At 71.2% G+C, this 13,312-nt stretch carries 11 protein-coding genes and 1 tRNA gene; 8 read left to right on the top strand and 4 right to left on the bottom strand.

Translation table 11 applies throughout. The annotated features are described in order from the left end of the window. The 4 genes from HW577_RS11385 to HW577_RS11370 all read left to right on the top strand — a co-directional run. A partial coding sequence (locus tag HW577_RS11385; RefSeq protein WP_198376256.1) for a hypothetical protein occupies nucleotides 1-222 on the top strand: 222 nt, incomplete at its 5' end. 58 nt (nucleotides 223-280) lie between these two features. Further along, a complete protein-coding gene (locus HW577_RS11380) occupies nucleotides 281-1,105 on the top strand; it encodes a sulfotransferase family protein (RefSeq protein WP_198376255.1) in 825 nt (274 codons plus the stop codon). A 154-nt stretch (nucleotides 1,106-1,259) separates the two neighbouring features. Beyond that, the gene (locus HW577_RS11375) at nucleotides 1,260-2,291 is read left to right on the top strand and encodes a glycosyltransferase family 2 protein (RefSeq protein ID WP_198376254.1); all 1,032 of its coding nucleotides are present in this window, start codon (nucleotides 1,260-1,262) and stop codon (nucleotides 2,289-2,291) included. Between the two features lie 28 nt (nucleotides 2,292-2,319). After that, a complete protein-coding gene (locus HW577_RS11370) occupies nucleotides 2,320-4,725 on the top strand; it encodes a hypothetical protein (RefSeq protein ID WP_198376253.1) in 2,406 nt (801 codons plus the stop codon). A gap of 340 nt (nucleotides 4,726-5,065) precedes the next feature. On the opposite strand, the gene HW577_RS11365 is transcribed toward HW577_RS11370, so the two are convergent. The 3 genes from HW577_RS11365 to HW577_RS11355 all read right to left on the bottom strand — a co-directional run bounded on the left by HW577_RS11365 (nucleotide 5,066) and on the right by HW577_RS11355 (nucleotide 8,677). Continuing rightward, nucleotides 5,066-7,165: a putative bifunctional diguanylate cyclase/phosphodiesterase gene (locus HW577_RS11365; RefSeq protein ID WP_198376252.1), complete on the bottom strand. Its 2,100-nt coding sequence runs from the start codon at nucleotides 7,163-7,165 to the stop codon at nucleotides 5,066-5,068. A gap of 20 nt (nucleotides 7,166-7,185) precedes the next feature. Beyond that, complete coding sequence (locus tag HW577_RS11360) at nucleotides 7,186-7,980, bottom strand: alpha/beta fold hydrolase (RefSeq protein WP_198376251.1); 795 nt, start codon at nucleotides 7,978-7,980, stop codon at nucleotides 7,186-7,188. A 376-nt stretch (nucleotides 7,981-8,356) separates the two neighbouring features. Further along, entirely contained in the window at nucleotides 8,357-8,677 is a 321-nt protein-coding gene (locus HW577_RS11355; protein WP_198376250.1) for a hypothetical protein, read from the bottom strand. A 77-nt stretch (nucleotides 8,678-8,754) separates the two neighbouring features. Here HW577_RS11355 and HW577_RS11350 point away from each other — a divergent pair, with 77 nt between their 5' ends. Continuing rightward, on the top strand, nucleotides 8,755-9,759 hold the full coding sequence (locus HW577_RS11350) for a hypothetical protein (RefSeq protein WP_198376249.1): 1,005 nt from the start codon (nucleotides 8,755-8,757) through the stop codon (nucleotides 9,757-9,759). A 500-nt stretch (nucleotides 9,760-10,259) separates the two neighbouring features. Here the strand turns inward: HW577_RS11350 and HW577_RS11345 are convergent. After that, nucleotides 10,260-10,334: transfer RNA gene (locus tag HW577_RS11345), tRNA-Thr, on the bottom strand. 335 nt (nucleotides 10,335-10,669) lie between these two features. Between HW577_RS11345 and dcd the strand changes: the two genes are divergently transcribed. Genes dcd through hisG form a run of 3 tightly spaced genes read left to right on the top strand, consistent with a single transcriptional unit; the run spans nucleotide 10,670 to nucleotide 13,200 of the window. After that, entirely contained in the window at nucleotides 10,670-11,224 is a 555-nt protein-coding gene (gene dcd, locus HW577_RS11340; RefSeq protein WP_198376248.1) for a dCTP deaminase, read from the top strand. 3 nt (nucleotides 11,225-11,227) lie between these two features. Next, nucleotides 11,228-12,487 (top strand): UDP-N-acetylglucosamine 1-carboxyvinyltransferase, encoded by a 1,260-nt coding sequence (gene murA, locus HW577_RS11335; RefSeq protein ID WP_198376247.1) that lies wholly within the window; start codon nucleotides 11,228-11,230, stop codon nucleotides 12,485-12,487. Nucleotides 12,488-12,492: 5 nt separating this feature from the next. Then, nucleotides 12,493-13,200 carry an ATP phosphoribosyltransferase gene (hisG, locus tag HW577_RS11330; RefSeq protein WP_198376246.1) on the top strand — a complete coding sequence of 236 codons (708 nt, stop codon included), beginning with the start codon at nucleotides 12,493-12,495 and terminating at the stop codon, nucleotides 13,198-13,200. Nucleotides 13,201-13,312 lie beyond the last annotated feature (112 nt).

The raw sequence follows: 13,312 nt of genomic DNA, 5'->3' as shown, positions 1-13,312 counted from the left end.
GCCGCCGCCCTCCCGGCGTGGCCCGCCCCCGCTGCGTGGCGGGAGCTGCGCGCGGACGATCCCCGCGCGCTCGAGGACCTTGCCGTCGCGCTGGTGGACCAGGCCGGCCGCCGACGCGTGGCCTTCGGCTGGGCGGCGCCGAATGCGCCGGCGCGGCTCGTCCTGGAGTGGGTCGCGGCGGCCTGCGGGCATCGGCCGACCTGCGGGGAGGATCGCACCTAGCCGCCGACGGTTGACGTTGCGACATCAAGATGATCAACAGAACGCAACGAACCGTTGCATGACGTCCAGGGAGCCTGCCCGCCACATGACGCAGGGCGCCAAGACCCGCTTCGCCATCCTGGCGCTGCAACGCACAGGCACGAACATGCTGGGTTCGATCCTGCGGAAAACCGGCAAGGTCCACATGTACGGGGAGGTGTTCTACCCCGACCTCGGCACCGGCGACCTCGCACAGGATCTCGCGAACGGGCTCTTCTTCCCCTTCTGGCGCGATCGTATCGCCCGCGACCCGCGCCAACTGATGCTGAGCGACCCGACCATCTACGACGCCGTCCTCGCAGATTTCCTCGACCGGCTCTTCACACAGGTGGAGCCCGGCATCGTCGGCATCGACATCAAGTCCGAGCAGATCGAGGCCTTTCCGCGCCTGTTCCACCTGATGCGGCAGGGCGAGGTGCGCGTGATCCACCTCGAGCGCCGTAATTACCTGGCGCGGATCGTGTCGCAACTCGTGCTCAACCATCGGATGCGGGCGGGGGATGCCGATGTCCACCGCAGCGTGGCGAAGGTGCCGCCGCTGACCATCGACCCTGTCACGATACTGGACTGGATGCGCGACGATGCGGCGCGCAACCGCATGTTCCACGACAACTTCGCCGGGCTGCCCGACCGCTACCTGCACGTGTTCTACGAGGACATCGCGACCGACGGCACCGCCCTGCGGAAGGTCTTCGACTTCCTCGGCCTGGCTGACGAACCCATCCCGCCGCCCGACACGGTCAAGCAGGTGCCGAGCGACTTCGCCGGACAGATCGCGAATTATGCGGAGGTCGCGGCGGCGCTGGCCGGCGCCGGCCATGGCGGCTTCCTCCGCCCCGCGTGATCCCCGGCGGATGAGGCCCGCCCCCTGAGCACGGGTGGCGCGGCGCGGCCAGGGACGGCGCCGCGCCTCACGATCGTGGCAGAAACGCCCTTCCCGCCCATGGCCCCAGGCAGTATTCGTTCTGCCAACCTAACGAACACGCCGGAGAGCGCCCGTGGCCACCTGGGCCGAGACCGTGATCGTCACCCGCACCAAGGACCGGCCGCTGCTGCTGCGCCGCGCGATGGAGCACATCATCGCCCAGACGCATGGCGACTGGCACCACGTCATCGTCAACGATGGCGGCGACCGGGACCACGTCGCGGCGCTCGTCGAAGCCATGCCCGGCTACGAGGGACGCGTCAGCCTGGTCCACAACTGCCCCAACATGGGCATGGAAGCCGCTTCCAACGCCGGGCTGCTGATGACGGACTCCGCCTACTTCGCCATCCACGACGATGACGACAGCTGGGCGCCCGACTTCCTCGCCCGCACCGTCGAGGTGATGCGGCGGCACGAGGCCTCGCCCCGCTTCGGCGGCGTCGTCGCCGGCGTGACCGTGGTGCATGAGGAGATCGAGGTCGATGAGGTGCGCGAGGTCCGGCGCGAGCCCTTCCGTCCGGACATGGAGTTCGTCGGCCTGACCAGCCTCCTGCCCGAGAACCAGTTCCCGCCGATCGCCATGCTCTGCCGGCGCAGCGTGCTCGACCTGCTCGGCCTGTTCGACTCGCGCAAGCCCGTGCTCGGGGACTGGGACTTCCACCTGCGCGTAGCGCGGCACTTCGAGCTCGCCTATCTGCGCGAGCCGCTGGCGAACTACCACCACCGCGGCTCGGCGAGCGGCTCGCTGTCCAACTCGGTCTATGCCGACAGCTGGCGCCACCGCGCGATCCGCGCCGGCTTCCTCGACGGGATGCTGCGCGACAGGCTCGCCGAAGCGCCCGGCACGATGATCGACTTCCTGCTGGCCGCGGAGCGGGAGCAGCGGATCATGCGGCGCCTGGGCGGCATGCAGGCGCACAATGACTGGGTCAGCGGCCGCCTTGCCGAAATCGAGAAGGCGGTGATCGACGCCGAATGGCGCCAGAAGAACCATTTCGAGTGGCGGCATGAGCAGCTGCGCTGGTCGGTCGACCAGCTGCTCGGGGAGGTGCAGGCGCTGCGCGCCGAACTGGCCGCGATGCAGTCCACGGCCGAACCCCGCTAGTCGCACGCAGAGCGAACCGCAGGACCGCATGAACCGCTTCACGCTTCTCCGCCAGGCCGCGCAGGCGCGGCAGGACATCCTCGCCCTGCTGCCGCGCTTCGACGTGCTGTCGGTCGACTTCTTCGACACCCTCGCGACGCGCGCCGAGCCGAATCCGGCCGACCTGCTGCTCCGGCTCAACCCGGCGCCCGGCGCGCTCGACGCGCGGCGCCGCGCGGAATACGCGGCGCGCCAGGCGGCGCTGCTCGCCGGTCGGCACGAGGTCCTGCTCGCGGAGATCCACGCCGGGGACGAGGCCGCCGCGCAGGCGGAACTGGCGGCAGAGGAGGCGACGCTCGCGCCCGATCGGCAGATGCTCGCCATCATGCAGGAAGCGCGGCGGCTCGGCCTGCGCATCGCCATCACGAGCGACACCTATCTCCCGACAAGCCTCTTCCGCGGCTTCTGCGCCCGGCACCAGGTGCCGCAGGACACGATCCTGCTGTCCTGCACGCATGGCCGCTCGAAGGAGGAAGGCGGGCTGTTCGAGGTGCTGAAGGCATGGGCGGGGCCGCGCGCGCGCATCCTGCACATCGGCGACAATATCGGCTCGGACGTGCATTCGGCGCTCAATGCCGGCGTGCTCGGGCGCTTCCTCCCCTCCCTCCGGCAGATGACGGCGATGGACGCGCTGCCGCCGCTCGAGGGCCTCGACACGGCGGAGCGGACGGCGCTGCGGCGCTTCCTCGCCGCCTCCGCCGAGCGGGTGGAAGCCGCCGCGGCGGAGGACCGGAGCCCCGGCCAAGTGGAAGCGCTCGCGGCCTATCTCGGCCAGTTCGTGCTCGGTCCGCTCTGGCTCGGCTTCGGCCACTGGCTGCGGCAGGAGGTCGGGCGGCAGGGAATCGACCGCCTTCACTTCCTCGCGCGCGACGGGCACTGCCTGCAGCGCGCCTTCCGCCTGATGTTCCCCGAGGAGGCTTCGCGCTACCTCTACCTCTCGCGCAGCGCGCTCTACCTCCCCGCCGCGGCCGATGGCGGCGACGCCTATCTCGAAAAGCTGATCCAGAACTACAGCGGCCTGACGGGCATGCAGCTGCTGCGCCGGCTGCGGCTGTCCGACGAGGCGATCTACGCCGCGACCGACGCGGCGGAGCGGGACCTGCTGCGCCGCCGCCCGCCCCTGAAGCCGGAGGCGATGGAGGGGCTGAAGGCGGTCTTCGCGAAGCTGCGCGGGCTGATCGAGGCGCGCGGGGCGGAGGAGACCGGGGGGCTCGCGCGCTATCTCGAAGCCGAGGGACTCTCGACCGCCGCGCATGCCGGCATCGTCGACCTCGGCTGGCACAATACGCTGCAGGTCTGCCTCGGCGGCATCCTGGACCGCCTCGGCAGCCCGACCCGGCTCACCGGTTTCTACATGGGCACCTTCGCCCATGCCCGACCGACGCGCGCGGGCGATGGCAGCCGCGGCTTCCTGTTCGACCGCGGCCGGCCCCGCGGCCGGCTCGACTCGGTGCGGCCGGCGATCACGCTGCTCGAGCTCCTGCACGCGGCACCGCATGGCTCGACGCTCGCGATCGACCCGGTGAGCGCGCAGCCCGTCCTGGTCGACAGCCCGGCGGAACAGGCCGACCATGAGCGCTTCATCGGCCCCTGCCAGGAGGAGGCGCTCGCCTTCATCCGCCGCGCGCAGGCGGAACTAGGGCCGCTGGTCGAGCGCCTGCCACCGTTCCTCGCGGACCTGTCGGCCGCGCACATGCAGGGGCTCTTCGCCGAGCCCGGCCTGCCGGAGGCGCGGACGCTGGGCGCGCTTCGCGTCTCCTCGGATTTCGGCGTGGTCGGGCCGATGCGCGCGCTGGCGGCGCCGGTGCGGGCGCTGCCGGAAGGATCGCTCTGGCCGCCGGCGACGCGGATGCTCGAGGCTTATCGCGGGGAAGGAACGGCGGAGGCGCAGACGCTGTTCCGCTTCCACGCCGCGGCCCATGCCGGCCTGTCCTGCCTGGCTGCGCCGCAGCGGGCGACCGAGGTGCCGGGCGTCGTGATCGGCTTCTCCGGCCCGCGGGAGCGCATCGGCCTGGCGGTGGAGGAGGATGCGCTGCGGGTCACCTTCGACCATGCGGGGCCGTGGCGCTGGCGGGACGTGAAGTTCATCCTCGCTTCGTCGCTTCTGCTGGAAAGCCCGGAACTGCTCGTGACCTTCCGCCTGGCCGCGAGCCGGCCGACGCGGGTGTCGGTCACGATCCGCGACTTCGTCGCCTTCGACTACGAGCAGGGCTTCTGCGACACGGAGTGGAAGGATTTCGAGATCGACGCCGCGCCAAGCGATCACAAGGCGGTGTTCCACCTGCATCCGCGCGTGATCGGGGAGGAGTTGCGGGAGCGGCACCTGCTGCTCGCCCTGCCGCTCGAGGGCGAGGTGGAGCTGATGGTGCACGACGTGGCCGTTACGGCTGTCTAGGGCACTCACCGATCAGCCGGGAGTGGCCGATCGGCTGTCTGTTTCTGGAAGCAATTGATCCCACGGCACGAAGTCCGATCACACTGATCCGGTGTGATCGGATGGTGCCGTCGAGCAGCGTCCGGTCGCGCTGAACCGCGCCCCGTTCCACCGCCCGGGCAAGGGCTGCCCGACCCCCATGTCGTCTCGTTCAGGACATCGGGCGCCGATGCGTCCATCCGGTGATGTGACGCTCCAGCGCCGGCGATGAAGCCTGCGCGGCCTGGCGCCCGGCGCCGGTCTGCGAGGACGATGTGCCGCGCGGGGCGACGGCGCGGCGGCCCGCGCGCCTCGCACCCGGTCAGCCCGGCGCCATGGCTGCGGCAAGGAGTTGCGACTGCGGCGCAGGCCGCCCGAACAGATAGCCCTGCGCCTCCGTGCACCCGGCGCGGGCAAGCAGGCGCAGCTGGCCCTCGGTCTCGACGCCTTCGGCGGTGCAGGTCATGCCAAGGCGCCGGCAGAGCGCCGCGACGGCCTCGATGATGGCGGCGTCCCCCTCCCGCGTCTCGGCTTCCTGGAGGAAGTCGCGGTCGATCTTGACCCGGTCGAAGGGGAAGGAGCGCAGGCAGGCGAGCGAGGAGTAGCCGGTGCCGAAATCGTCCATGGCGAAGGCGACGCCCATCGCGCGCAGCCGGTGCATGGCGCCGAGCACGGGCTCCGTCCGCTCCAGCAGCACGCCCTCGGTGATCTCGAGTTCGAGGCGGGAGGGCGCGAGCCCGCTCTCCCGCAGCGCGTCGGCGACCGCGTCCATCAGCGCAGGATCGCGCAGCTGCAGCGGGGAGAGGTTGACGGCGACGCGAAGGCTCCGGTCCGGCCAGGCCGCCGCGTCGCGGCAGGCGCGGCGCAGCGCGAAGGCGCCGAGCTGGCTGATCTGCGCCGTCTCCTCCGCCACCGGGACGAAGGCGGCGGGAAGCAGCAATCCATGGCCGGGCCGTTCCCACCGCACCAGGGCTTCGTAGCCGCGCACGGCGCGCGTCGCGACGTCGACGACCGGCTGGTAGTGCAGCAGCAGCTCGCCCTCCGCGAGGGCGGTCCGCAGGGCTTCGCCGACCTCGAGCTTGATGCGCTGCTCGGCCGCCATGGCCGGTTCGAACACCGCGTGCCGGCCACGCCCGGCGCGCTTGGCGCAATAGAGCGCGACGTCCGCCTCCCCCAGCAGCACATCGGGCGTCGTGTCGCGCCCGGCCGCGAGGGTGATGCCGATCGAGGTGCCGATCTCGGCGCGCTCCCCGCCGAGCGTGTAGGGCGCGCTCAGCGCGCTGACGAGCCGCGCCGCCACCGCCTCGGCATTCGCCTCGGAATCGCCGCCGCTGCGCCCGGCGCTTGCCAGCACGATGCCGAACTCGTCGCCGCCGAAGCGCGCGACGGTGTCCTCGGCGCGCAGTTCCGCGCGCAGCCGGCCAGCGACGGCCTGCAGCAGCGCATCGCCGGCGGGGTGGCCGAGCCGGTCGTTCACCTGCTTGAAGCGGTCGAGGTCGAGGCACATCACCGCCACGCGTCCGCCGGTCGCGGCGAGCGCGTCGCGGAGCCGCTCGGCGAAGCGGACGCGGTTCGCGAGCCCGGTCAGCGGATCATGCGTCGCCAGGTGCCGGATGCGCTCGGCCGCACGCAGCCGCTCCTCATCGGCCAGCCTGTCGCGCGTGACATCCCGGAAGAACACGGTGATCCCACCACCCGGGGCGGGATAGGCCTTCACCCAGAGCCAGATCCCGCCGCCCACCAGGCCCTGGACCGGCTCGGGCGACCCGCCCCCCATCGCCTGGGCGAAGGCATCGAGGAACAGGCCGTCAGGGTCGCGCGGAAAGGCCGCGCGCATGTCCGTGCCGGGCGCGAACACCATCCCGAGCCCCGCGGCGCTCGGATTCGCGTAGGCGACCTGCCAGCCCGGCTCGACCAGCAGAACGCCATCGGTGGTGCTCTCCAGGATCGACGACAGGCGCGCGCGCGATCGCTCCGCGGTCGCCCTCGCCTGGTCGGCGGCCTTGCGCGCGTCGAGCAGTTCGCGCTCGTACAGGCGGCGCTCGGTCGCGTCGAACAGGATGCCGCGCAGCAGCGGCGGCCGGTCCCCCGGCTGCTCCACCCGCTGGAAGCTGGCGAGGACGGGCAGCGCCGTGCCGTCGGACCGCCGGACCTCGAGCGCGATCTCCTTGACGCGGCCATGCAGGGTCGCGACCGGCAGGCACTTCATGCTGAACACGACCCAGCTCGCCGCCGTGAGCATGTCGCGGAAGCACAGGCCCCGCCCCGGCGCGTCGAGCCTGCTTCCGGTCCAGTCGAGCAGCGTGCGGTTCGCGCCGAGCACCAGCCCGTCGCGCCGCATCGTCAGGTAGCCGCAGGGCGCGGCTTCGTAGAACGCCTCCAGGTCGTCGCGGTGGTCCGTCGCCGAAGGCGGTGCGGACACCGCCGGGGGGGCCGCCCCGATCATCCCAGCCAGGCCCGGATGGCGCGGGCCGTCTCCTCGGGCGCGCTGACATGGGGGCAGTGGCCCGTCGCCCCGAGGTGGACGAGGCGGCTGGCGCGCACCTGCTCCGCGACCCATCGGCCGACCTCCGGCGGGGCGACGGCATCGTCGGCGGATTGCAGGACCAGCGTCGGGACCCCCAGCAGCGGCAGGTCGGCGCGGCAGTCCGAGGTGAAGGTCACGCGGGCGAAGACGCGGGCGACGGCCGGATCCATGCGGCAGAAGCTGGCCTCGAGTTCGGCGGCAAGGTCCGGGCGGTCGGGATTGCCCATGATGACCGGCGCCATCTGGGCCGCCCAGGCGTGATGGTTGCCGTCGAGCAGGTCGAGCAGACCCTCGATGTCCGCACGCTCGAATCCGCCGCGATAGTCGCCGTCGTTCAGGTAGCAGGGCGAGGGGCCGAGCATGACGAGCGCGTCGAAGAGGTCCGGCGCACGGATCGCCGCCAGGGCGCCGATCATGGCGCTGACCGAGTGGCCGACGAAGGTCACGGGCCCCTGCCCGAGGTCGCGGATCAGTTCGCACACATCCTCGGCATGGCCGGCGAGCTGGCCATGTCGGACCGGGTCGTGCCACGCCGCGTCGGCCTGGCCGCAGCCGGCGAGGTCGAAGAGAACCACGCGGTGGTCGGCGGCGAAGGAGGGCGCGACGAAGCGCCACATGTTCTGGTCGCAACCATAGCCATGCGCGAAGACGATGGTGCGCGCGCGCTCCGGTCCGAAGGCGCGCAGGTTGTGGCGGGCGCTGGGTGACATCGCGGACGCTCATCGGCTGTCGAGCGGGCATCCTCGGGCCGACACGTTAATGATCAGCCAAAATTGATTTGGCTTAACGTTTCGCATGCGCGCGGGACGCGTCCTGGCACGGCGGGCCGCCATGGTTGCGACGCGGGTGCCCCCCGAGTGCGCTCGCGATGTCCCGCAGCGACATGGGCCGGGCCGGACGGTTGCCATTGACGGGCACGCGACGGCGCCCTGCCGCGATGAACGCGACGTTCGCCCGCCGCACCACCGCCCGTTCCCGGAAGCCGAAGAGCGCGCGCGGATCAGTGCAGCGTTCGACCGATTCCTTGCCACGATCCGGGACGGCGGCGACCTGGCAAAGGCCCTCGCGCTGCTCGCGGCGTAGCGGTCAGCGCCGCACGATCTGATCCGCGGCGCTACCCCGCGGCGAGGCACCCGGCCAGCCGCAGGGGGCGTTCCGGCTGATCAGGTATGCCTCCCGCGGCGACATCTGCGGAGCCGCCGGGATGTCCCGCAGCATCGCCCGGTAGACCCGGGCCAGGCGCTCGCCGCCGATGCTTTCAGCCAGCGCCAGCGCGTCGCGCAGCGGTTGCTGATCCAATCCGTAGGAGCGCCGCTCCGCCGCCACGAAGGCGCGCATGGCGATCGCATCGCAGATGCCTTGCGCCGCCGCGGGCGCGATGGAGCCGACCACCAGCGCGGCGGCCACGAGAACCGACTTCATGTTCCGATCATGGCACGATCGGCGGACCGAGTGCCAGCGCGTCGTGACAGCACGGTGGCGCCATGCGCGCCATCCTGTTCCTCAAGGGCAACCCCAACCACGATGCCCGGGGCCGTTTCGCGCGGGCGCCCAGCGACCAGCGCGGCGGGGGCGCGCCCCCCGCACTGCCCCCTTCCTCCGGGATCGCGAACGCGGCGGATGCCCGCGCATACTGGCGCGAGCACATCGCGGACCGAACGGTAAGCCTGCACGTCAAGACAAAGAACCGAACCGCGGCAGTGACGGTCCGCTTCGATGACAGCAACACGCATATGTGGACTCGCCGGGCCGGACCGGGCGATCAGATCGACGCCTACGATCAAGAAAAGGCGCGCAAGGGCCCTCGGACCTTCGCCCGCGATCGCGCGGCCATCATGGATCGGCTCTTCCGGGCAATCAGCGAGCCCTGGCAAGTCCTCCAGGAGCATCGCGACGCGCGCCGGGAAATCTACCTGGCATCGCCACCGCTCAACGCGGCCGGCGACACCTACGTGGTGGTGCTATCGGTCGATGGCCCCGGCCGCCTGTCTTTCGCCAGCGCCAGGCCGCGCACGAAGGACCAAATCAGGGACCTTATGCAGCGCGCCAGGCCGATCCAGGCCGATGGTGGCGCCCTCCTGAAAAGCCAAACCCCGGAGCTTTCGGCCCCGGGGTTCCAACCGTCGTTCCTGATTGCTGCGCCATCCGGTCGCGCCCCGTTGCCGGGGCCAGGTGCCAGCCCCGCCGAAGCGGGGCCACGGAGCCAGGCGGTAGAGAGCTTCGGCGCGTTCTTCGCCTTTTTCAAGGCCCTTGGACCCGGTGAGCGGTGGATCACGGTCCACCCCCACGGCAAGGATCAGAAGGGCGTCCCGGTGCTGATCCGGCCGGCCGGCGATGGCGCCTACCAGGTGGTCGGCGGCGCGGGCGGCAAGCTCAATTTCTTGAAGCTGACCGGGGTGAAGGACGCGGCGGACTACAAGGCCGAGGCCGCGAAGCGCGCGACCGCGCGGCGCGAGTTCCAGAAGGAGCGGATCGCGGAGGACAAGTAGGCCGGCATCCATCTGGCGAAGCAGAAGGCCAAGGAGAACACAAAGGCTGAGCTGAAGCAGCGCGAGGCCAAGTTCGTTGATGCGGCGATCGCCGTGGCGGATGGTTCGGGACACCCGAGCGCCGCCGGCCAGCATGGGGTGCTGGCTCGGGCCGCGTGTCACCGGCTAGCCGCCCGCCGTCTCCCGGATCGCGCCCTCGGGCACGGGGGCGCAATCCAGTTTGTGGCAGCACGCGCGATCATTGGACCAGCGGGAGGGCGCTTGGTGCGCCGGCACGGCAGTGGCGGACAAGGCCAACAGCGCGAGCGCGACCAGGGACCAGGGGCGGGGATGGGGCGTCACCTGCCCACAGTGCCGCCACGAACGGCGGCGTCGCTTCCCGCAGCTGTTCGTCAGGAGTTTGTCAGTTGGTGCGCAGCATCGCGCAATTCGCTGCCGTGCCATGGACCTTGAGGCGGTCCCGAGTCTTGCAGACCTTGGCGGATTTCCGAGGGTTTCGGTGGTGCTGCTGGAGAGGATTGAACTCTCGACCTCTCCCTTACCAAGGGAGTGCTCTACCACTGAGCTACAGCAGCCCCGGGCGCCAACGCGGCGCCCTCTCTAGGCGGACGGCCCGCCCCGCGCAACCCTTGCCGCGCGCCCCGCGCCCCGCCACCTTCCGCCCCGTGGAAAAGCCCCCCGCCAAGCCCCCCACCCCGGCCGAGGACCGCGCCGCGCGCCGCGCCGCCGCGCTGCGGGAAAACCTCAAGCGCCGAAAGGCCCAGGCCCGCGCGCGGGAAGACGCGGCCGGAACGGATGCCGCGACCCCGCCCAAGGTTGCCCCGGGCACCCCCATCGGTTAATCCGGCCGCCCCGGGCCGCGCCGGCGCCGCGCCGCCCGCCCACATTCCGCAGGCCAGGCCCGAATTCCATGCCCATCATGCCCGACACCTGGATCCGCCGCATGGCGGCCGAGCACGGCATGATCGAGCCCTTCGTCGAAGCGCAGCGGCGCGAAGGCGTCATCTCCTACGGCCTGTCCTCCTACGGCTACGACGCGCGCGCGGCCGAGGAATTCAAGATCTTCACCAATGTCGACAACGCCGTGGTCGATCCGAAGGCGTTCAGCGAGGAAGGCTTCGTCACCCGCAAGGGTCCGGTCTGCATCATCCCGCCCAATTCCTTCGTGCTGACACACACGATCGAATACTTCCGCATCCCGCGCGACGTGCTCGTCATCTGCCTCGGCAAATCCACCTATGCGCGCTGCGGGCTGATCGTGAACGTCACGCCGCTCGAACCCGAATGGGAAGGCCAGGTCACCATCGAGATCAGCAATACGACGCCGCTGCCCGCCAAGGTCTATGCGAACGAAGGCGTCTGCCAGTTCCTGTTCCTCAAGGGCGAAAGCCCGCCGGAAGTCAGCTACGCCGACCGGCGCGGCAAATACATGGGCCAGCGCGGCGTCGCGCTGCCGAGGCTCTGACGGATGGACCGCATCCGCATCCGCGGCGGCCGGCCGCTGACCGGCACCATCCCCGTCTCCGGCGCCAAGAACGCGGCGCTGCCGCTGATGGCGACCGCGCTGCTGGGCGACGGGCCGCTCACGCTGACCAACGCGCCGGACCTCGCCGACGTCACGACCATGGCCGGGCTGCTCGCGCAGCACGGGCTGACGGTCGCGCGCGACAAGCAGGCGCGGACCATCACGCTGTCCGGGACGGCGACGAACCTCGAAGCACCCTATGACCTGGTGCGGAAGATGCGCGCCTCGGTGCTCGTCCTCGGGCCGCTGCTCGCACGGCACGGGCGGGCACGCGTCTCGCTGCCCGGCGGCTGCGCCATCGGCACGCGGCCGGTCGACCTGCACCTGAAGGCGCTCGAGCAGATGGGCGCGGTCATCGAGATCACCGCGGGCTATATCGAGGCGACGGCGCCGCAGGGGCTGCAGGCCGCGCGCATCATCTTCCCGCAGGTCTCGGTGGGCGCGACCGAGAACATCCTGATGGCGGCGACGCTCGCCAGGGGAACCAGCGAGATCGTCAACGCGGCGCGGGAGCCGGAGATCACCGACCTCGCCGCCTGCCTGATGCGCATGGGCGCGCGGATCGAGGGGCTGGGCACCGACCGGCTGGTGGTCGAAGGCGTCCCCGCGCTGGGTGCCGCCGTGCATCCCATCATCCCCGACCGGATCGAGGCCGGCACCTATGCCTGCGCCGCGGCGATCACCGGCGGGCAGGTGTTGCTGCAGGGGGCGCGGCTGGATCATCTCGGCGCGGTCACGCGCATCCTGCGCGATGCCGGCGTCGACGTCGCGGAAGCCGAGGGCGGGCTGAAGGTCTCGCGCCTGAACGGGCTGCGCGGCACGGACGTGATCACCGAGCCCTTCCCGGGATTCGCCACCGACATGCAGGCGCAGTTCATGGCGCTGATGTGCGTGGCCGAAGGCGCCTCGATGATCACCGAGACGATCTTCGAGAACCGCTTCATGCATGTGCCGGAACTGCTGCGCATGGGCGCGCGCATCAACTTCCACGGGGCGTCGGCGATCGTGCGCGGCGTGCCGCGGCTCGCCGGCGCGCCCGTGATGGCGACCGATCTGCGCGCCTCGGTCAGCCTGATCCTCGCGGGGCTTGCGGCGGAAGGTGAGACGATCGTCAACCGCGTCTATCACCTCGATCGCGGCTATGAGCGGGTCGAGGCGAAGCTCGCAGCGGTCGGTGCCGACATCGAACGCCTGCCAGGCTGACGGCCATGGACCACTCGATCCCGACCCCCATGTCGCCTTCCACGCCCGACGATGCCGGGCCGGTGGTGCTCGCCCTGCCCAAGGGCCGCATCCTGTCGGAACTCGGCCCGGTGCTGGCGCGGGCGGGCATCGTGCCCGCGGCGGACTACGCCGATGAGAGCAGCCGGCGCCTGCGCTTCCCGACCGAGGATCCTTCGCTCGACGTGATCCGCGTCCGGTCCTTCGATGTCGCGACCTTCGTCGCGCATGGCGCGGCGCAGATCGGCATCTGCGGCGCCGATGTGCTGATGGAATTCGACTATGCGGAGATCTACGCGCCGCTCGACCTCGGCATCGGGCGCTGCCGCGTCAGCGTGGCCGAACCGGTGGGCGGCCATGCCGACGACCCGTCCCGCTGGTCGCGCGTCACGGTCGCGACGAAATATCCGAACATCGCCCGCCGCCACTATGCCGCGCGCGGCGTGCAGGCGGAGGTGGTGCACCTGAACGGCGCGATGGAACTCGCCCCTTCGATGGGCCTCGCCCGGCTGATCGTGGACCTGGTGCAGACCGGATCGACGCTGAAGGCGAACGGGCTGCGGGAGAGCGAGGTGATCGCGCATGTCACCTCCCGCCTCATCGTCAACCGCACCGCGCTCAAGACGCGGCCGGAGGCGATAGGGGCGTGGATCGCGCGGTTCCGCGCGGCGTTGGCCGAGCGCGACGCGCGATGAGGGTACGGGGGAGGAGAACCTCCCCCGCAAGCCCCCTCCCTTTTCTATCTGCTTGGCACAGGTCGCCGCTGTCAGTTCCCAATTCCCAAGGAAGGTTGAGGGGGGTACGGGG

The organism is Neoroseomonas rubea (genome assembly GCF_016106015.1).
GTDB lineage: Bacteria > Pseudomonadota > Alphaproteobacteria > Acetobacterales > Acetobacteraceae > Neoroseomonas > Neoroseomonas rubea.
The sequence above is the reverse complement of the archived record's forward strand: the minus strand, read 5'-3'. Positions and strand labels throughout refer to the sequence as shown.